General features: G+C 55.5%; 13 protein-coding genes and 4 pseudogenes. 15 read left to right on the top strand and 2 right to left on the bottom strand.

The window, feature by feature from the left end:
- Positions 1–57: 57 nt before the first annotated feature.
- The 12 genes and pseudogenes from AC3ITA_RS14330 to AC3ITA_RS14275 all read left to right on the top strand — a co-directional run bounded on the left by AC3ITA_RS14330 (position 58) and on the right by AC3ITA_RS14275 (position 13688).
- Positions 58–1401 carry an OprD family outer membrane porin gene (locus tag AC3ITA_RS14330; RefSeq protein WP_489277463.1) on the top strand — a complete coding sequence of 448 codons (1344 nt, stop codon included), beginning with the start codon at positions 58–60 and terminating at the stop codon, positions 1399–1401.
- Between the two features lie 563 nt (positions 1402–1964).
- Positions 1965–3545, top strand: a complete 1581-nt coding sequence (locus AC3ITA_RS14325) for an ABC transporter substrate-binding protein (RefSeq protein ID WP_489277461.1) — start codon at positions 1965–1967, stop codon at positions 3543–3545.
- Positions 3546–4673: an NAD(P)/FAD-dependent oxidoreductase gene (locus AC3ITA_RS14320; RefSeq protein ID WP_489277459.1), complete on the top strand. Its 1128-nt coding sequence runs from the start codon at positions 3546–3548 to the stop codon at positions 4671–4673.
- Entirely contained in the window at positions 4654–4950 is a 297-nt protein-coding gene (locus tag AC3ITA_RS14315) for a (2Fe-2S)-binding protein (RefSeq protein ID WP_489277457.1), read from the top strand. Before AC3ITA_RS14320 ends, AC3ITA_RS14315 begins: the two co-directional genes overlap by 20 nt.
- The gene (locus tag AC3ITA_RS14310) at positions 4947–6347 is read left to right on the top strand and encodes an FAD-dependent oxidoreductase (protein ID WP_489277455.1); all 1401 of its coding nucleotides are present in this window, start codon (positions 4947–4949) and stop codon (positions 6345–6347) included. The genes AC3ITA_RS14315 and AC3ITA_RS14310 overlap by 4 nt, the downstream gene beginning before the upstream one ends.
- Complete coding sequence (locus AC3ITA_RS14305; protein WP_403018374.1) at positions 6344–7285, top strand: ABC transporter permease; 942 nt, start codon at positions 6344–6346, stop codon at positions 7283–7285. The genes AC3ITA_RS14310 and AC3ITA_RS14305 overlap by 4 nt, the downstream gene beginning before the upstream one ends.
- The gene (locus AC3ITA_RS14300; protein ID WP_489277452.1) at positions 7282–8154 is read left to right on the top strand and encodes an ABC transporter permease; all 873 of its coding nucleotides are present in this window, start codon (positions 7282–7284) and stop codon (positions 8152–8154) included. Before AC3ITA_RS14305 ends, AC3ITA_RS14300 begins: the two co-directional genes overlap by 4 nt.
- Positions 8151–10052, top strand: a complete 1902-nt coding sequence (locus tag AC3ITA_RS14295; protein WP_489277450.1) for an ABC transporter ATP-binding protein — start codon at positions 8151–8153, stop codon at positions 10050–10052. Before AC3ITA_RS14300 ends, AC3ITA_RS14295 begins: the two co-directional genes overlap by 4 nt.
- Before the next feature lie 140 nt (positions 10053–10192).
- The gene (locus AC3ITA_RS14290) at positions 10193–11290 is read left to right on the top strand and encodes an NAD/NADP octopine/nopaline dehydrogenase family protein (protein ID WP_489277448.1); all 1098 of its coding nucleotides are present in this window, start codon (positions 10193–10195) and stop codon (positions 11288–11290) included.
- Positions 11284–12330 (top strand): annotated as a pseudogene (locus tag AC3ITA_RS14285) (methyl-accepting chemotaxis protein); the annotation flags it as partial. The gene AC3ITA_RS14290 and the pseudogene AC3ITA_RS14285, both read left to right, overlap by 7 nt.
- Positions 12331–12657: 327 nt before the next feature.
- Positions 12658–13188: pseudogene (locus AC3ITA_RS14280) on the top strand (methyl-accepting chemotaxis protein); the annotation flags it as partial.
- 281 nt (positions 13189–13469) lie between these two features.
- Positions 13470–13688, top strand: coding sequence for a hypothetical protein (locus AC3ITA_RS14275; RefSeq protein WP_489277446.1), 219 nt, complete (start codon positions 13470–13472; stop codon positions 13686–13688).
- A 351-nt stretch (positions 13689–14039) separates the two neighbouring features.
- Here the strand turns inward: AC3ITA_RS14275 and AC3ITA_RS14270 are convergent.
- Positions 14040–15470: pseudogene (locus AC3ITA_RS14270) on the bottom strand (IS1182 family transposase).
- A 194-nt stretch (positions 15471–15664) separates the two neighbouring features.
- Positions 15665–16312 carry a TetR/AcrR family transcriptional regulator gene (locus tag AC3ITA_RS14265; protein WP_489277444.1) on the bottom strand — a complete coding sequence of 216 codons (648 nt, stop codon included), beginning with the start codon at positions 16310–16312 and terminating at the stop codon, positions 15665–15667.
- Between the two features lie 109 nt (positions 16313–16421).
- Between AC3ITA_RS14265 and AC3ITA_RS14260 the strand changes: the two genes are divergently transcribed.
- From AC3ITA_RS14260 to greB, 3 genes and pseudogenes are all read left to right on the top strand, one after another.
- Positions 16422–17627: an MFS transporter gene (locus tag AC3ITA_RS14260; protein ID WP_489277442.1), complete on the top strand. Its 1206-nt coding sequence runs from the start codon at positions 16422–16424 to the stop codon at positions 17625–17627.
- A gap of 63 nt (positions 17628–17690) precedes the next feature.
- The gene (locus tag AC3ITA_RS14255) at positions 17691–18641 is read left to right on the top strand and encodes an alpha/beta fold hydrolase (protein ID WP_489277440.1); all 951 of its coding nucleotides are present in this window, start codon (positions 17691–17693) and stop codon (positions 18639–18641) included.
- A 43-nt stretch (positions 18642–18684) separates the two neighbouring features.
- Positions 18685–18789 (top strand): annotated as a pseudogene (gene greB, locus AC3ITA_RS14250) (transcription elongation factor GreB); the annotation flags it as partial.
- Between the last annotated feature and the right edge of the window lie 986 nt (positions 18790–19775).

Below are 19775 nucleotides of genomic sequence, written 5' to 3'. Positions count from 1 at the left end.
TATCGGGTACTTGCTCTGGAGCACGTTAAAAAATAACGTTCACAGGAGCGATAACAATTGAAAAAAAGCACCCTGGCATTAGCGGTTGCCACGGGCATTCTGACCCAACACGTCAGTGCCGCCGGCTTCATTGAAGACAGTAAAGCCTCCATCAGTTCCCGCACTCTGTATTTTGAAAGTGATCAGCGCGACGCCAGCGGTATTGACCAGCGCCAAACGGTCACCGGTCTCAAGTTTGACTTTCTGTCCGGCTTCACTCAAGGAACAGTAGGTTTCGGTCTGGATCTGCAAGGTGTCCAGGGCTTTACCCTGGGCGGCGGCACTTCTCCGCACGGGCCTGCGACGACCAACACCGTTTCTCCCCTCGATACGGATGGCACACCGGTTGGAACGTGGGGGCGTGTGGGCGCTAACGCCAAGATCAAGTACTCCAAGACTCTGCTGACTGCAGGTAACGCGCTGTCGCCTAACTTGCCCATTCTGGTGGCCAACGATGGACGTTTGGTACCGACCGCCTTTCAGGGCGCCATTCTGACTTCGAATGAGATTGATAACGTGACGCTGACAGCCGGTGAGCTGAATCATGTCATCGGGCGGGCGTCCTCTAACTGGTCTGACATCGCTGCGGGTGGTCGCAAGGGCTCTGACAGTTTCCGGTTCGTGGGCGCCGACTGGAAGGTAACGAAGGATCTCACGCTGCAGTACTACCATTCACAGCTTGAAGACTACTATCGCCAGAATTTCTTTAGCTTGCTTCATGTTTTCCAGATAGCACCCAATCAAACATTCAAGACGGACTTGCGGTACTTCAAGAGCAAGTCAGATGGGAAAAACGGCAGTGACGTGGACTACCAATACAAGAACGGCTATAACGCCGGCGGCTTAGGCAAGGTGGACAATGACACGTGGTCCGCCGCTTTCATTTATACCCTCGGCGGGAACGTTTTCACGTTGGGGCATCAGCGAGTCAGCGACAGTGGTGGTATGGCGTACGTTAATAATGCCAACGTTGTGGATGGCCGCGGGCGTAACGAAGGTGAGGGGGGCGCCAGCATTTATTTGTACACCGACCTGACAATCAACAGCTTTGCCAGGGCGGGCGAAAACACTACGTTCGGCATGTACAGTTATGACTTTGCCGGGCTTGGAGTGCCCGGTTTAAAGCCGTCCATTTACTACGCGAGTGGTCGAGACGTGCGTGGCACGGGTAACGCAACCACTGGACGTTATGATGAGTGGGAGCGGGGTGTCCGGTTGGACTATACCCTGCAGAGTGGGCCGTTCAAGAACTTGAACTTCTCGCTGCGTCGCGCAAACTTCAGGACTGACCTTCCAGAGACCATCGTGAAGGATCAGGATCAAACTCGGTTCTATATAAATTACACCTACGCACTTTGGTAGGCGCAAAAGATAACCATCTAGTTCAACGCTGATTTTTTAATTTATCTAACCTCGCAATGCAGGGCTACAGCCTCGAACGTTGGCGCATCACTGTGCGTCATCGTCCGGGGCTGTTGTGTTTTCACACCATTTAAATTCGCTGTTCGACTACTGCAAAACCGGATTTTGCGGCATGCGGTCACCTGTATCTGTGGGCCGAAATCTGATCGATCGCAACGTGCACCAGAGTGTTACCTCAAGTAGCGAAGCATGCTCGGTAGCAGAACCTGAGCACTACATTGGGTAGCAGGTGCATCAGCCTTGGGCATGCTTTCAGCCATAGGATCGCAAGTGCATAGCATTTAAGCATTGGCCCATATCATTAGGCTTTAGATATCAGCAATCGAAAAATAAAAATCTTTATTAATCAATAGTTTAAATAAAGAAGGCCTTGGCATTGCTAAATAACATGGTGTAAGGCTAACGATGGTGCGGGACGTGGAATAGTCGCTTGCGATCTAGGCTATCCATGTAGTCATCGGAAAGCCCTGCTGTGGTCTTATCAATAATCAAGGAGCCCTTCGATGAAGTCTCATGGTCTGACGATTCGTTCGAGTGCATTAGCAGTACTTCTGGCGTTGTATGGCTCAAGTCCTTCGGTGTTCGCCCAGGACGATGCCCGTCCTCTTATCACAGTCAGCTCGGGCGCTTCTGACATCACTACGCTTGATCCACACCGTGCGACATTGGTTGGGGATAAGGGGGTCGTGTCCGAACTGTTCAATGGGCTGGTTCGTTTCCCGCCAGGAAGCGCCGACCCCAAGGAATTACAGGGCGACCTGGCTGAGAAATGGGAAGCGTCAGCGGATAACCGGATCTGGACTTTTCACCTGCGCAAAGGCGTTCAGTTTCACGGTGGTTACGGTGAACTGAAAGCGGCCGATGTCGTGTATTCGATCCAGCGTGCAGGGGATCCCAACCGTTCGAGTTTCGCGGCTAACTTCGCAATCATCGACAAGGTTGAATCGTTAGACGACTACACGGTGCAGATCACGTTGAAGTACCCGGATGCAACCTTCCTCGGTCGCGTATCCAACTATCACGGCGGCAATATCATCAGCAAAGCCGCTGCGGAAAAACTGGGCGACAAGTTTGGCCAATCGCCCATTGGTACCGGACCGTTCGTATTCGGTGAGCATGTCACGCAGCAATACGTAAAACTGGTCGCCAACGACGCCTATTTCCTGGGTAAACCAAAACTCGGCGGGATCACTTATCGGTTGATTCCTTCAGATAGCGCACGGGATCTCGCGTTCACTTCGAACGAGCTGGATCTAACTGCGGGCAAGCGTGAGCAACGCTGGGTTGAACGCACAAGAAGTCGTGGCGTGAAGGTCGATGTATTTGAACCCGCCGAATTTCGAACGCTGTTTCTCAATCGAACGATCAAGCCGTTGGACAACCTGAAAGTGCGTCAGGCGATCGCCGCCGCCGTCAATCTGGACGAGATCGTGCGCTATGTGGGCAAGGATGTGGCGGACAAGGGCTGCTCGGTCATACCCAATGGCTACCTCGGCGTGGATTGCACTGCGGGTGGCTATAAATACGATATGGATCGCGCCAAAAAGCTGCTGGCGGAGGCGGGATTTGCGAACGGCATTGTTCTCAAAGCTGTGGTATCCAACGCGCCTGCCCAGCAACCCATCATGGAAATCGTCCAGGCGCAATTGGCCAAGGTCGGAATCAAGCTGGACATGGAGGTCGTCGACCATGCGACCTATCAAGCCAAGAGCCGCCAGGATCAGAGTGCGATTGTCTTTTACGGAGCTGCGCGGTTCCCTAATGCCGATTACTGGCTGACCGAATTCTATGACTCCACGGCATCGATTGGCGCTCCTGGGGCCATGTCCAACTTCGGCCATTGTTCGGTGGCTGACGAGGCCATCCGCAAAGCACGCGTTGAAACCAATTCGCAGGAGCAGCTCGTCCTGTGGAAGCAGGCACAGTTGCAGATTCATGACGACGTCTGCGCCATCCCCCTGTTTGGCCTGAAACAAGTCTGGGCACACAGTGATCGCGTGAACTACGGCTACGACTTCAAGGGTGCGCTGAACCTGCAACCGCCGATTACCGAACTCACAACTGCTACCGGGAGTGGGCGCTGAATGTCCTTCGAATATGACGTGATCGTCGCGGGTGGCGGAATGGTCGGTGCCGCCATCGGGTATGGGTTGGCCGGAATGAATCGCCGGGTGCTGATGCTGGATGGCGCGGATACGGATTTTCGTGCAGCCAAGGCCAACTTCGGTTTGATTTGGGCCCATGGGAAAGGCTTCGGGCACCCTGCTTACCAGCGCATGTCACTTCAGGCGGTAAAAGACTGGCCTGAGTTCGCCATGCAGCTGGAGGCGGAAAGTGGCATGGAGTTGGCGTATGAGCGCAACGGAGGATTGAACTTCTGCCTGAGCGAAGATGAGTTCAACGCCCGCACGCATCACATAGCCAGGTGGCACGCCCAGACCCCGGAGTTTGCCCCCTCAACTCAAATGCTGGATCGGGCCGAGCTCAATCGACGTTTCCCCTCATTGCGTTTGGGCAAGGAGGTGGCAGGCGCAAGTTTTGGTGAACTGGATGGACATGCAAACCCCCTTCGTGTGCTGGCGGCGATGCACAAGGCATTCCTGCAAAGGGGAGGGACACTACGCAGCAATCATGCCGTGAAGGCCATTCACAAGCTGTCGGGTGGCGGCTTCGAAGTGCTGGCCGGGACGTTCCGAGCGCGCGCTGAGCGGGTAGTGATTGCGGCGGGTCTGGGATCATCAGCGCTTGGGCCGATGGTGGGGCTCGATGTGCCATTGCGTCCCCAGCGGGGGCAAATCCTGGTGACCGAGCGACTCGCCCCGTTGCTGCCCGTGCCGGCAAGCGGCCTGCGTCAAACAGGCGAAGGGACGGTCATGATCGGTGTCACCCAGGAGGATGTTGGGTTCGACCTGGCCACGACCGCTGAGGGTGCCGCGCGCATGGTGCGCAAAGCCCTGAGGATTGTTCCGGATCTGGCGAAAGCGAAGTTGATCCGCCAATGGTCCTGCCTGCGGGTCATGACACCGGACGGCAATCCCGTCTATGCGAAATCCATCAGCCATCCAGGCGCGGATATCGCGCTATGCCATTCCGGCGTGACCTTGGCTTCCTTTCATGCGGGCGCCTACGCCAAGGCGCTGATTGAAGGGGTACTGCCTGCCTCTTTGGAGATCTTTCATCATGGGCGTTTCAATGTTCAAAAGACTGCCTGAGTCGCCAGCCGCTACGTTGACGCTGTTTATTGACGGCAAATCCGTTGCAGCGGCTGAAGGCGAGTCGGTCGCCGCTGTGCTGTTGCGGCAGGAAGCGCTGGCCAGCCGCACGACTCCGGTGCTGGGCACCCCGCGGGCGCCCTATTGCATGATGGGCGTTTGCTTCGATTGCCTCGCGGTCATCGATGGTGTCGCCTCCACGCAATCCTGTCTGGTGACAGTGCAAGAGGGCATGCAGGTGGAACGCCAATATGGTCGGCGGAGCGTGACGGCATGACACGTAAATTTGATGTGGTCGTGATCGGTGCCGGTCCCGCCGGCATGAGCGCGGCGATCGGCATACGCGAGCTTGGCCTTGGTGTTCTGGTGGTCGACGAGCAACCTGCGCCGGGAGGACAAATCTGGCGCGCAGTCGAAGCCGTGGCGCCCACCCCGACAGGTGCGATTCTTGGAAATGAGTACCGCGCGGGTGCCGAGCTCGTTGCACGATTTAGAGGGTGTGGCGCGGTTTATGAACCACAGACCCAGGTCTGGAAGATCGAGCCAACATGGAGGGTGTTCCTCAAGCGTGACGGGCAGGTCGAGGCGGTGCGTGCCGACCAGGTTGTATTGGCCACTGGCGCTCAAGAGCGACCGGCGCCGTTTCCTGGTTGGACGTTGCCGGGCGTATTGACCGTCGGCGCAGCCCAGATCCTGTTGAAGACCTCAAGCCAGGTGCCTTCACAACCTGTGTGGGTGGTCGGCTGCGGTCCGCTGCCACTCTTGTATATGGCGCAGCTGTTGCGTGCGGGAGGACGTATCGCCGGGTGGATTGATACTTCGCCGCCGGGTGGATGGCGCCGCGCATTACCCTGGGCGGGCGCAGCGCTGGCCGACCTGAAGGAAATCGGCAAGGGCCTTAAATGGTTGTATGAAATCAGAAGCGCCGGCGTTCGCCGAGTGCGCAGAGCGACTGCCCTGCGAGCGCTGGGTGAAGGACGCCTTGAGGCATTGGAATACGTCCAGTCCGACGGTAAGTCGGTTCGTGTCGAAGCGAGTGTGTTGCTTTCACACGAGGGCATCGTGCCTTCCATCCACATTACGCAGGCATCGGGCTGTAAACACAGTTGGAGCAAGCAGCAATCGTGCCTCTCGCCTGACCTTGACGAGTGGGGGCAAACCACCGAGTCCGGTATCTACGTGGCCGGTGATGGCGCGGGAATCGGCGGTGCGAAAGCGGCGTGTGTACGGGGTGAAATTGTTGCGCTGGGCATTGGCATGCGTGCCGGACGTATCACTGCAGACGCAGCGAGCGCCAGGAAGAAAAAACTTCGAGAGAAGCTGGATTCATTACTGCGTTTACGGCCAATGCTTGATGCGTTGTATCCACCTCGGGCAAGCATTCTCGCGCCATCCAACGACACCATTGTGTGTCGCTGTGAGGAGCTGACCGCAGGCGATATTCGCAAGGTCGCTGCGATCGCTTTGCCTGGCCCCAATCAACTCAAGGCGTTTAGCCGGGCGGGCATGGGGCCCTGTCAGGGCCGCCAGTGCGGATACACGGTCGCGAACATCATTGCAGCGGAACAAAAACAGTCTGTTGCGACCGTGGGGTATTTCCGTATTCGCCCACCGTTGAAGCCGCTGACGCTCGGTGAATTGGCGTCGCTTAATATCGATGAGGATAAGTCATGATGCAATTTGCGATCAAACGACTCCTGCTGGCCATACCTACGTTGATTGCCATGTTGACGGCGGTGTTTGTATTGGTGCGCCTGGTCCCGGGCGATCCGGCAGCGGTGATGCTCGGCGATCAGGCCAGCGCCGAGTCACTGAGTGCCATGCGCACTCAGCTCGGCCTGGATCAACCGGTTTACGTTCAATACCTGCAGTTTCTTGGCGATATGTTGTCGGGCAACTTCGGTGTGTCCATGTCCAGCGGCCGGACGGTGGCGCAAGAAGTGGCCCTGGTGCTTCCCTGGACACTGCAACTGACGTTGGCGTCGATTGTGATTGGTCTGATCCTGGGCTTGCCTTTGGGCGTCTGGGCGGCACTGCGGCGTAACGCTTGGCCGGATTACCTGGGCCGAGTGCTGTCGCTTGTGGGATTGTCATTTCCAGCGTTTGTGTCGGCGATTCTGATGTTGCTGGTGTTTGCCATTCATCTTCGGTGGTTCCCGGTGATAGGCAGTGCCGTGGATGGAGGATGGCTGGCGCAGCTGCATGCGCTGGCGCTGCCGGCGTTCAACCTTGGCCTGATCATGACGGCCTACGTGATGCGCGTTACCCGTTCATCCATGTTGGGTGTCATGGGTGAAGACTACATACGAACGGCCAAAGCCAAAGGTGTCCCCGCGATGCGCCTGGTCTTGCGGCACGGCTTGCGCAATGCACTGATCCCCATCGTGACAGTGGTCGGATTATATTTCGGTACGTTGATTGGCAACTCTGTACTGACTGAGATTGTGTTTAACCGACCAGGGCTGGGTAAGTTGATTCTTGGCGCATTAAATACTCGTGATTACAGCTTGCTCCAGGGTTTGATGGTGGTGTTCGCCTGCTGTGTCATTGTCGTCAACATCTTGACCGACCTTGTCTATGGGTTGGTTGATCCTCGAGTGAAATTCAAATGACCTCTTTAGCCGCACCATTAGCCGCCAGGCCGAATGGGCTTTGGCAGGCCTTGGCTACTAATCGAATGGCGTGGATCGGTATCGGATTGCTGTTACTGATCATATTGACTGCCGTGTTTGCGCCGCTGTTGGCGCCCTATGATCCTTTGCAGCAAAACATTGCTTATCGACTTGAGCCTCCGTCCGCAGAGTTCTGGCTGGGCACAGACAGTTACGGACGGGATGTCCTGTCACGACTGATCTATGGCGCACGCGTGTCACTGCTTGTCGGTTTCGTGGCGGTCATGATTGCCATGACTATCGGCTCTGCACTGGGTGTTCTCGCAGGCTATGTAGGCGGGGTGCTGGACCGGTTCATTATGGGGCTGGTTGACGTGTTGCTTTCCTTCCCGACCTTGCTCCTGGGACTGATGGTGGCTGCCATGCTGGGCGCGAGTCTGGAGAATCTGATCATCGCGATCGCCATCACCGAAATTGCCCCATTCGTGCGCGTCGCCCGCGCACCGACCATTGTGTTGAAACAACGGGATTTCGTTGAAGCGGGCCGCTCATTGGGATACGGGCCGATGCGCCTGATGGGTATCCACATACTGCCGAACATGATTTCAGAAGTCGTCGTGCTGGGCGCCCTGTGGATGGCGACCGCGATTCGCACCGAAGCGTCGCTGAGCTTCATCGGTCTGGGTGCACCGCCACCCACACCGACATGGGGCAGCATGATCCGTGAAGGCTTTGAAAATATTCTGGATGCGTGGTGGCTGACTGTCTGCCCGAGCATCGCGATTCTACTGACGGTCCTGGCGCTCAGTCTGCTGGGCGATGCGTTACGTGACGCCATAGATCCCAAAACACGATCGGAGCGCTCATGAATACGCACAGCGTCATCACCTCCAGCTCTCGGAGCATTCAGACCCCTATGAATGACACTCTCATCAGCGCCGCGGCTTCAGCCGGGACCCAGCAAGCGGTTCTGCAAGTCAGCGGGCTCAACGTAGCGTTTCGCCGGGGCGACGCATGGGCCTCAGTCGTCAATGGCCTGGATTTCAGCGTTGAGCGGGGCGAGACCCTGGCAATCGTCGGCGAGTCAGGTTCCGGCAAGAGCGTTTCAGCGATGGCGGTCATGGGACTGCTGGCGCCAAAAAGCAGCCGCGTCCAGGGCAGCATATGCCTGGATGGGACGGAGTTGCTGACCCTTTCAGAACCTGAAATGGCGACCCTGCGCGGTAATCGGATCGCCATGATTTTTCAGGAGCCGATGACCTCGCTCAACCCGGTCATGAGCATTGGGGAGCAGATTGCGGAACCCCTGCGCCTTCATCGTCGGCTGAATCACGCCGAAGCACGCGCCGAAGTTTTGCGCCTTATGGACCGAGTCCGAATTCCGGCAAGTCACCAGCGTTTCAGCGATTACCCTCATCAGTTTTCTGGCGGCATGCGTCAGCGCGTAATGATCGCGATGGCGTTGGCGTGCAATCCATCGGTGCTCATCGCTGATGAACCGACCACGGCGCTCGATGTGACCATCCAGGCGCAGATACTGGAACTGATCAAAGAACTGCAAACGCAAGAGCAGATGGCGGTGGTGTTCATCACTCACGACATGGGAGTCGTAGCGGAGATCGCGGATCGCACTTTGGTGATGTACCGCGGTGACATGATCGAGACCGGAGTCACCGCTGACATCTTTGCGCGCCCGCAGAAGGCGTACACCAAGGCACTGATAGCGGCGGTTCCAGAGTTGGGCTCCATGAATGCGCACAATCTTCCCCAGCCATTTCCGATCTATGACATCAAAACCGGCGCGACCGCTCCGGTTCCACGGGTCAGCGACAGCGTTCAACATGACGCTCCGTACTTGCTGGAAGTATCAAACCTGGTCGCGCGTTTCGACGTTCGTTCGTCTTTCTTCAAGCGAGTGACCGGGCGTGTTCATGCGGTAGAGAACGTTAACTTCAATCTCCGACGCGGTGAGACGCTGGCTATAGTCGGCGAGTCCGGTTGCGGTAAGTCGACGACGGGGCGACTGATTACAGGCCTGTTATCCGCAACGGGTGGCCAGATCAAGGTCGAGGGTCAGGACATTGGGAGCATCGCCCCGATGGAGCGCGCCAGGAAAATCCAGATGGTTTTCCAGGATCCGTACTCAAGCCTCAACCCACGTCAGAGTGTTGCGCAGGCACTCATCGAACCGTTGCGGGTGCATGGCCTGGTCAGTTCGCGCGACTGCGAACAGGTGGCAGTGGAGTTGTTGGCCAGAGTGGGATTGCCGGCCGATGCAGTGTTGCGCCTGCCCCATGAATTTTCAGGCGGGCAGCGCCAGCGCGTTTGCATTGCCCGCGCGCTGGCGTTGCGGCCTGGAACGATCGTAGCGGATGAAGCGGTTTCAGCACTCGATGTATCGGTGAAGGTGCAGATCGTCAATCTGCTGTTGGAATTGCAGCAAGAGATGGGACTGGGGTTCGTTTTCATCAGCCATGATATGGCCGTGGTGGAACGCATCAGCCATCGCGTGGCCGTCATGTACATGGGTGAGATCGTTGAAATAGGACCCCGCGCCGAGGTCTTCAGCCATCCGCGACACCCTTACACCCGTCGTCTGCTCGAAGCGGTCCCGGTCCCCGATCCGGCGCGCCGTCAGACTCGGCATCTGGCCCCCCGCGAACTGCATACCCCCTACAAGTCACACGACTTCAAACCTGCGGTCAGGACCTACCATCAGGCGGGGCCCAACCACTTTTACATGGAGCCGGGAGACGAGTGGAAGTGAGTTGATGTTCGGTGGATGAAACCTGGTCGCAAGGACAAGTTGAGCTGAAGTAACGATTCATATCTTAAACGATGCGATGCAAGTAGTGCCGTGCGAGCGCGGTACTACGCATCGTAGACACAGAACTGTGGGGTTTATAAATGCTTCGCCTGAAAACTGGAATAGCTGGCTCTGGTGCGATAGGTCTCGCCTATGCGGCCTGGATTTCACATGGCCAACATGATGTTGCCGTCTGGTCGCCTCAGACAGGCAGTGCAGAACTGCTGCGAAGTGAGCCGCTGCGAGCAACGGGATTGCTCGAAGAAGCGTTTCAAGTCAGTTACGCAAAAAGTGCCGAAGAACTCGCCACTGGCGTTGACGTGATTGTCATTGCCTTGCCACTTAATGGGCATCGCGCAGTCATGGACGCTCTGTTATCGCATCTACGAACGGGGCAGATTGTGATTGTCAGTTCCATGGCTTCTCTCTCCTCACTTTATTTGTATGAGCGTGCTCTCAAACGTGGCATTGAGATCACTGTTGCGAGCTTTGGTACAAGTGCATTAACGGCTCGACGCAAGGGGCCTGTACATGTCCACATCATGACGAAGCGTCCGAGTTTAGGAGTTTCCTGTTTACCCGTTTCGCAACAGGGGCTTGCGTTGGATGTTTGTAAATCACTGTTCGGGAGTGACTTTAAAGCTGAAGAAAATCCACTGAGTTCGATGCTTTCCAACACCAGCGCCGTGGGCCATGTGCCGCTAGCCTTGTTCAATTGGACACGAATCGAACGCGGTGAAGATTGGCCGCAGTACTACTACATGACGTCCAGCACAGCAGATGTGATCAACGCGCTGGATGCCGAGCGCCGTTCGCTCGCCAGTGTCTTTGGTTGGAGTCTCCCAAGCTTTAGTCAGAAGCTGCGCCAGTCCTTTAATATTGAATCGGTCGAATTAGCCGACGTGGCCAGGGAACTTCACCGAAAACGAGGCGGCCCCGCCGGCCCCACCCATATAGAGACGCGTTATATCTGGGAGGACGTGCCCTACGGCCTGTTATTTACGCTGGCGCTTGGGCGTATTGCGAACGTTGCAATGCCCGCTACAGAAGCCATCGTTGCGACAGCCGGGCTGATTGTCGGCGAAGCGTTGCTCAAGGCCAATGACCTGATTGAGGCGCTGGGGCTTTCAACTGAAACCGTTCAGGGCCTACTCAGCCGGGTTAATGTGGGTTCGCCCTGCAAGGAAGCGTTATGTTGACTAATGCGCTTCTGAATATCGCTGTAAGGTCGAAACTCATACTCGGCTTTACCCTGGTTATCGTCCTGACCGTTCTGATCGCATTTACCGGTTGGAGCGGTATTCAAACGTTAAGCCAGAGAAGCGAAAAAATTGCAGACATTGGAAAGCTCGGCACGTTGACGCGGGACATGTTAATTGGCCGCTTATCCTATGCGATCAACTACGATGCTGATCATGCCGCCAGTTGGCGGGTCAACCTGGAAAATCTGGAAAGCCATTTGGTTTATGTGCGCTCGGTGCTTGTTTCCGAGTCCGATGCGCCACATCTGGAGGCAGCAGCCTCCGCCTTGAAACAATCGCGTGATTACTACAACGACATCATTCGTGGCATCGCCGCAATGGTCGCTAATCTCGCAGCGGCGGGGCGTCAGGCTGAAATAGCGACCAATGCGCTAAATGACCTGGACGATTTCGCAAATTCCTCGGAAGGGAATATTGCTCAGCGTGCTGCAACGGCGCAGGCGCTCAGCCTGTTTCAAAAAATGCGTTTCGATGTGCGCGGTTATACCTACTCTCTGAATGCCGAGACCAAAAAAGTGGCGGGTTCTTCCGTCGCCACGACTATCGGGTATATCAACAATCTGGAGGGGTTCGACTTACAAGCGAACACAGTGAACACTCTCCAGACGTCGTTAAATGCGTATCAGGATGCAATTTCCCGGTTTGGCGATGCGCAGGTGGCTGTCGAGGATGCCCAGACCGGTATCGAACAGAATATTGCCAGCCTGCTCTCGTCCACTGCACGACTGACTGAGAACCAGGAAGCCTTGCTGGTCAGTGATATCCGGCAGGCGGAAAAATACCTAGTCCTATGGTTGATCGTCATTCTCGTCATGAGCGTCTTGATCGCCTGGATCATTACCCGCTTGATCGTTACACCGCTACTCGATGCTTTAAGGCTCGCGGAGCAGGTAGCGAATGGTGACCTGACAGACATACAGACCACGACTCGTCAGGATGAACTGGGGCGATTGCAGACCAGCATGCATAAGATGACGGCTAACTTGCGCGTGTTGATTGGCGGTCTGCGTGACGGTGTGATTCAGATATCCAGCGCTGCCGAACAACTTCAGACGGTGACTGAGCAGACTAACCATGGCGTCAACAGCCAGAAGAGCGAAACAGACCAGGTCGCCACGGCCATGCACGAGATGTCTGCCACTGTGCAGGAGGTTGCAAGGAACGCAGAGCAAGCTTCCCGGGCGGCGATCAGCGCTTCACTGGAGGCTCGGGAGGGTGGCGACGTTGTTTCAAAAGCGATCCTGCGAATCGAAAGGCTGGCGATCGAGGTCGGTCACTCCAAAACCGCCATGGACGATCTCAAAACCCAGAGCAACAAGATCGGTGGGGTGCTGGATGTGATCAAGGCGGTGGCAGAGCAAACCAACTTATTGGCCCTCAATGCCGCCATCGAGGCTGCGCGGGCTGGTGAAGCCGGACGAGGATTCGCGGTGGTGGCGGACGAGGTGAGAAGCCTCGCCCAACGCACCCAGATATCGACAGAGGAAATCGCGTTACTGATCAGCGGTTTGCATCGCCGCACGGAACAGGTTGCGGCGATCCTGGATAACAGCCGAGCGTTGAGTGACAACAGCGTGGAGCTGACACGCGATGCCGGGGCGTCCATCATGAGTATCAGCCACTCAATCTCGACCATTGAGTCGATGAATGTCCAAATTGCGGCAGCCGCGGAGCAGCAAAGTGCGGTTGCAGAAGGAATAAATCGAAGCATTCTGAGTGTTCGGGATATTTCCGAACAGAACGCTTTCGCCAGTGAAGAAACCGCATCGTCGAGTGTCGAGCTCGCCCGGCTGGGCGTTCAACTGCAGCGTATGGTGAGTAGATTCGCAGTGTAAAGACTGGCAAGTGCGTTATCGCGAAGTTGGATTGAACGCCGGGCTTGTTCAGCGTCCGACAGCTAAGTGAGTAACGGGTCTGCCACCAGTGCGAATTTTTCCAGCGCCAGAACCAGCACAGGTAATCGACAAAGGCGTCTAGCCCCGGACTCATATGGTGGCGGTCAGAATCACTGATCCACCGGGCACAAGTTTGCAGACCTTAAGTTTGTGAGAAGTGACTCCAACCATCGGCTAGTTCAGCTAGCCTTCCCCGTACCATTTACTCAAGGACGAAAAGCATGCCAGATAACTTTCAAGCCAATATAGCGACCGCGGACGTTCTCACACTGCTCCTGCACAACCAGCACGCCCTAGCTGCGGCCATAGAAGAAGTGACCAAGTGGCTCTCAGGGAAGGGAATGGGGAGTGTCGCCGCAAACGTAACTGCGGCTATGGAAACACTTGATACGAATGCTCAAAGAATTACAGACGCCATCATGCGACTACGGCAATTATAGGCATCATCTGACGCTCGCAGCCGCTACTCCATGAGCGAGTTCCGATGTAATTCGGGGAAAATGGGATTCTTTGGAGAGAGGGTCACTGACCACCAATCGCATTACCACTGACCAACCAATTGCATTCGGCTTGATCAACAGGCGCCGCAGCGATGACGGACAGAGAACGGCCAGTTGCTACCTACCACGAAGGGCCGCAATCGGCCGAGCGTGTGCAGGCCTCATCGTCATGGATTATCGATGTTCGGTTGCTGAGCGATCGCACGGTCAACTCTGCGGGCCGCATCGGTAGCGACCTTTAACACATTAATGCTGTTTTTACAGCCCTTGGGATCGGCCAGAATCAACTTTTTATGCCGACATCGCCTTCATCAAACCGTTACCACCCATGATTTTCATGACCCGTTTCAGATTGTAGGCGAGCACATTCAAACTCATCTCCGCACTCACCCCGGCCAGCTTTCACGTCAGGAAGTGCGTCGCACCCATCCATTGTTTGAGCGTCCCGAAGGGATGCTCAACCGTCTGTTTTCGGATTCGCACCATCTCTGGTGCTTTGCTCAACCGAAGCTGCATCTCCTCCAATACGGCTTCATGCTCCCGGCGTCGAACCCGCCGTTGCATGCTCGGTGTGCACTGCAATTTCAACGCGCAGCCCTGGTATTTCGAACTCCAGTAACGATGCAACTTCAGGCCTTTTTCAACGTAGGAGTAGTGCCAGATCAGCGCCTCTCCAGCTGGGCAAAAGTATTCGTTTTTTGCCGCGTCATAGACGAAGGCATCGATGTTGAAACGCCCGTCAGCCTTGGCTCCAGAGGTCATCGGTTTGGGCACGTAGGAAGTGATGCCTGCATCGTAGCAAACCAGGATTTGTTCGCGCTTGAAGAAACCCTGGTCCGCCACTATCGACAACGTTTCCGACGCTATCGCCTCGCGGACCTGCTTGGCCATTGAGCTGAGTTGATCACGCTCGGAACCGACGTTAGTCACCTCAAGTGCAACGATCAAATGGTGCTGAGCATCGACCGCGGTCTGCACGTTGCAACAGACGATTACCGTGCCGCGTGTCATCATCGAACGGGCGTCTGGATTGGCCGGTGAGACCTGTTTATCCGGCGATTCATTGAGCTGGGTTTCGGTCGCTTCAAGCTCCTCCATTTGAGTTTTAAGCTTGGCGATTTTCTCTTCCAACCGCACTACGCTGGGCTCGGAAGCTGTGGGTTCTTGCCGATCGGCAGCATCAAGTACCGCCAGGTAACGGCTGATGCTCGATTCAATTTCTTCCATTCGCCGCTTCAGTTTGGCGCTGGTGAAATTGCGGTCGCGGTTGTTGACTGCTTTGAATTTACTGCCATCGATGGCGACCAGATTTTCTCCAAACAGTCCCAACTGCTGACACAGCACAACAAACTGACGACAGACGCCTCGGATGGCCTTGCTGTTGTCTTTTCGGAAGTTGGCGATGGTCTTGAAGTCCGGCATCAAACGCCCGGTCAACCACATCAGCTCGACGTTGCGTTGAGCTTCTCGTTCCAGCCGCCGGCTCGACTGAATGCGGTTGAGATAGCCGTGGATGTAGATCTTCAGCAGGATCGCGGGGTGGTAAGCAGGCCGGCCAGTATCGGCTTGAATGGCACCTTCAAAACCCAGATTCACCAGGTCGAGTTCGTCAACAAAGACGTCGACTACGCGCACCGGATTGGTATCGCTGACGTAGTCGTCGAGGCTCTCGGGAAGTAAGGTGCCTTGGCCTCGATGTTCACCTTGGATAAAGCGCTTCATGGGCGAGCCTTGCGATGAAATCCTCAGAATTCATAGCAAGTGTTCGGGAAAGCGTTTTTACACATTCTGGGCCGATAGCGGACAGTCGCTGAAAGCTGCTCGCATAGTCATCTCCATGATATCTTCGCCCAAGCGGCATTCGCCGATCTCGCAGCGAATATGATGGGCTCCGACTTACTGAAATGCACGGCTATTCAAGCATTGTGCTGAACGTCTGCCGGAGCCGGGCGACCGATACACGACGCATCCCATACAGTCATAATATTCGTCACCGCTTCGTCTATCTTTTTGAAGGGCACACCGTCTCGGGCTAATACCGAAATCCCCAAGAGAAAGCTGTCAAACACCGTGGCCAACGCATCCGGCACAACCGTTATTGCCAGCTCTCCGGATGCAATAGCGCGTTCGACACACGCTACCATGCCAGCACGGTTCAAGGATCTCGCCTGAGTCAGCGGCTGAGATATGACCTTACTCTCCTCCGAGCAGGCGCTTAGAAGACCAAGCGCCACCAGGCACCCTTTGGGATGGTCGGGCTCACATTGCATTTTCGCTGATTGCCGCAGGGTCAGTTCGATTGCCTCCCTGGGGGGGAGGGATGTATCGAACAGGCTATCGGTCACCCGGCCATGAGTGGTCAGGTACCGTTGCATGACCTCCTTGAACAGCGCCTGCTTTGAGCCGAACGCTGCGTAAAAGCTGGGCGCGGTGATACCGCCACCGATATTGGCTTTGAGCTGACTGAGCGATGTGGCGTCAAAGCCATGCTCCCAAAACAAATGCAGAGCCTGAGTGATTGCCACGTCACGATCAAAGGTGCGTGGACGTCCCATCTGTGCCATATGAACCTCCTCCCTAGCTACATAAATACTAGTCGATACATAAGTCGTTGACTACTCGCTTGCTCCTCCCTATATTTATATCGATCGGTATATTAGTGGGGTTGATCAAATGGCTACAGATGAGCGACAGGGCGGAAAGCTTCCGCTTGAGGCATTACTTGCGCTAGCAATGACCGGCTTCATTTGCATAGTGACCGAGACGTTGCCTGCAGGTTTGCTGCCCGAAATTGCCAACGGACTGGGTATCTCGGCGTCCCTGGCGGGGCAAATGGTTACTGTTTATGCGTTGGGGTCATTGCTGGCAGCAATACCCTTGACCATTGCCACGCAAAGCTGGCGCCGTAGGACGGTATTGCTGCTTACAGTCGTTGGCTTCCTGGTGTTCAATTCCATCACGGCGCTGTCTTCCCATTATTGGTTGACGCTGATTGCGCGGTTTTTCGCCGGGGTCTCAGCGGGGCTAGCCTGGAGCCTTATCGCGGGCTACGCGCGGCGCATGGTTGCTTCCCGGTTGCAGGGGCGCGCATTGGCAGTAGCGATGGTGGGCACGCCCATCGCGTTGTCGCTGGGCGTGCCGTTGGGCACCTGGCTTGGCGGATTCATGGGCTGGCGCATGGCCTTTGGATTGATGTCTGGATTGACCCTGGCATTGATCGCTTGGGTGCTGATCAAAGTGCCGGATTACCCTGGCCAATCATCCTCACAGCGTATGGCGTTACGTCAGGTATTTATCACACCAGGCGTGCGTTCGGTCTTGGGCGTCGTCTTCACCTGGATGCTGGCCCACAACATGCTTTACACCTATGTCGCGCCCTTTGTTTCCAAGGCTGGGCTGGCCAACCAAGTTGATTTGGTACTGCTCGCATTTGGTGTCGCGGCGCTGGCGGGAATCTGGTTCACGGGTCGGCTGGTTGATCGGCATCTGCGAACAGCAGTGCTGGCCAGCCTTGCAACATTCGCTGCGGTTTCGATTTTTCTCGGACTATTTTCAGGCTCTGCGGTGGCGATTTATGCAGGTGTTTTCATCTGGGGTCTGACCTTTGGTGGGGCGGCAACACTTCTGCAAACCGCACTCGCCGACGCCGCAGGTGAGGGCGCCGACGTTGCTCTCTCCATGAACGTAGTGGTCTGGAACAGTGCTATTGCTGGCGGTGGACTGCTGGGCGGGGTGCTACTCGGTCAGTGGGGAGTGAGTGCATTTCCATGCGTTTTGTTGGTGTTGCTTTTGATCAGCCTGGCTATTGCGTCTCGGGCACGGGGGCATGGTTTTCCGCAAGGTCACAGGCATACCGCTCAGACGGTGGTTAGTCATTGATCTGTGGGCAGCACACCTGCGCATGGCCGTATCTTTCAGTCATAACTCGACGGATGAAATGGAATGAAAAAGCACTTTAAATTGGCTCTTGCCGCCGCAGCCATCATCATGGCTTTACCATGCTTCGCTCAAGCGGGAGAGTTTCCTGTTCCAGCGGGATTCAAGAGTGAATTCAAAACGATAGATGGCGTCAAGCTTCACTATGTGAAAGGCGGTTCCGGGCCGTTGGTCTACCTAGTCCACGGATTTGGCCAAGCCTGGTATGAGTGGCACAGCTTGATGCCTGAACTCGCGAAGAGTCACACCGTAGTCGCTGTGGATTTACCGGGTTTGGGCGAGTCTGAACCGCCAAAGACCAGCTACACCGGTGCCAACATCTCGAAATATCTTTACGACCTCGCTACACAGTTCAGCGGCAATCAGCCATTTGATTTGGTCGCTCACGATATCGGTATATGGAATACCTATCCTATGGCAGTGACGCATCAACGCCAGATAAGAAAGCTGGTGTACATGGAGGCGCCTATTCCCGATAAGCGCATGTACGACTTTCCAGCATTCTCACCGCAGGGTGAGTCACTAGTCTGGCACTTCAGCTTCTTTTCCGCGGGCAACCAGTTGGCCGAAACTTTGATCACCGGGCATGAAAAGTACTTCCTCACGCATTTCATCAAGGAGCATGCGACCAACAAGGAAGCCTTTACACCTGCATTGCTCAATCTTTATGCCAAGTCATATGCCAAGGCGCACACGTTGAAAGCGTCGTTCGAATACTACCGAGCGCTTAACAAATCGATCACAGAAAACGCCGAGCTATCGAAGACCGCCTTGAATATGTCCGTTCTGGCAATCGGCGGTGGAGGGCATGGCGGAATGGGGCAGTTTCAAGTGGATCAGATGAAACAGTACGCGACCAACGTAGAGGGACAGGTCCTGCCCAATTGCGGGCACTGGTTGCCGGAAGAGTGCCCCGCTCAATTGAACCCTCTGGTGGTCAAATTCTTGAATAACTGACAGATGTTCTTGGTGCGTAAGGGAGGCTGCTGACCGAGGCGCGGCGGCCTCACTGGGTGACCGGAGTGAGAATGCGGATTCCCAGTACAACAAGAAGCTGCTCCGGGAGATTGATCGTAGGGTCCGATACCTTCGTAAGCGGCTTGAATAGCTGCGAGTATTCAAATCGTTTTGCTGAATTTGTTTTACAGCAAAGGTCACAACACATACGTCGGCGCCAGCGCGCATTTAACCCTTATCAAAGCGTTGCGCGAAAGGAAACCAGCCAAAGCACGCAAGGCAATTGCTGACGATATTCTTGGCGCCGACGATCGCATCATGAACTTCATTGATGATAATGAAAAATACTAGCCCGAGGCACGATATGTAGCTTAAAGACACCAAGTGGTTCCGCCGGCAAGCCGGATCGATAGCACTTGGGTTGGTATGACTTACTAATCGAAGCGCTAGCCAGGGGGATTTTCAATACCGATAACTTCCTGGCGTGGCATGACGGCCATTTCCCGTTAGTTAATGAATGCAAAATGACCGTCCTTAAATTGAGTCCGGAACGAATGCTGCGTTCAGACTCATCAAGGCCTTCATGCACTCCAACGTCACGGAACAATCTGTGGGGGTAATCAGCCGGGGCGCTCGACGACCGACGCTGTCAATTTCAAGCCGCTTCGCCAAAGCTGTGGAGAGGGTGACGTCTGTATACGGCCAGTTTGGGTTCGACACAGGTGGGGCAACAGCATCCTGATTGAATGTTGGCGGACCACACCAGGTTGGCCAGTATGTTGAAAAAAGGGGGGGCAAAAACCGAGCGTGCTATGTGTTAGGTAACCAATAGTTATTCGTGCACCACCCGATGCCGCTTCTGGCCGCTTCTGGCTCTCCCTCTCATTGCCCCTGAAACGAGGTCGCCTGATTGAGCGAATACCTTAGCTGGCTCAATCTTTACGAGGCGACGCGGCTTTTTTAGCGCAATCATAAGTATAGCGCTCCGCTATTAGCGTACGAGCGTCACCCTTCAGCTTCCTGATATCAGCCCAAGCTTCATGCAGCTCATCCATTGGCATGAGGCATCAATTTATCGAGCTACCGACGTACCACTGCCCCCACTACGGCCAGACAAAAATCCAAATCTGAAAT

Source organism: Pseudomonas sp. GL_090 (assembly GCF_057837765.1).
Note: the sequence above shows the minus strand (reverse complement) of the source record. Positions and strands in the feature narration are given on the sequence as shown.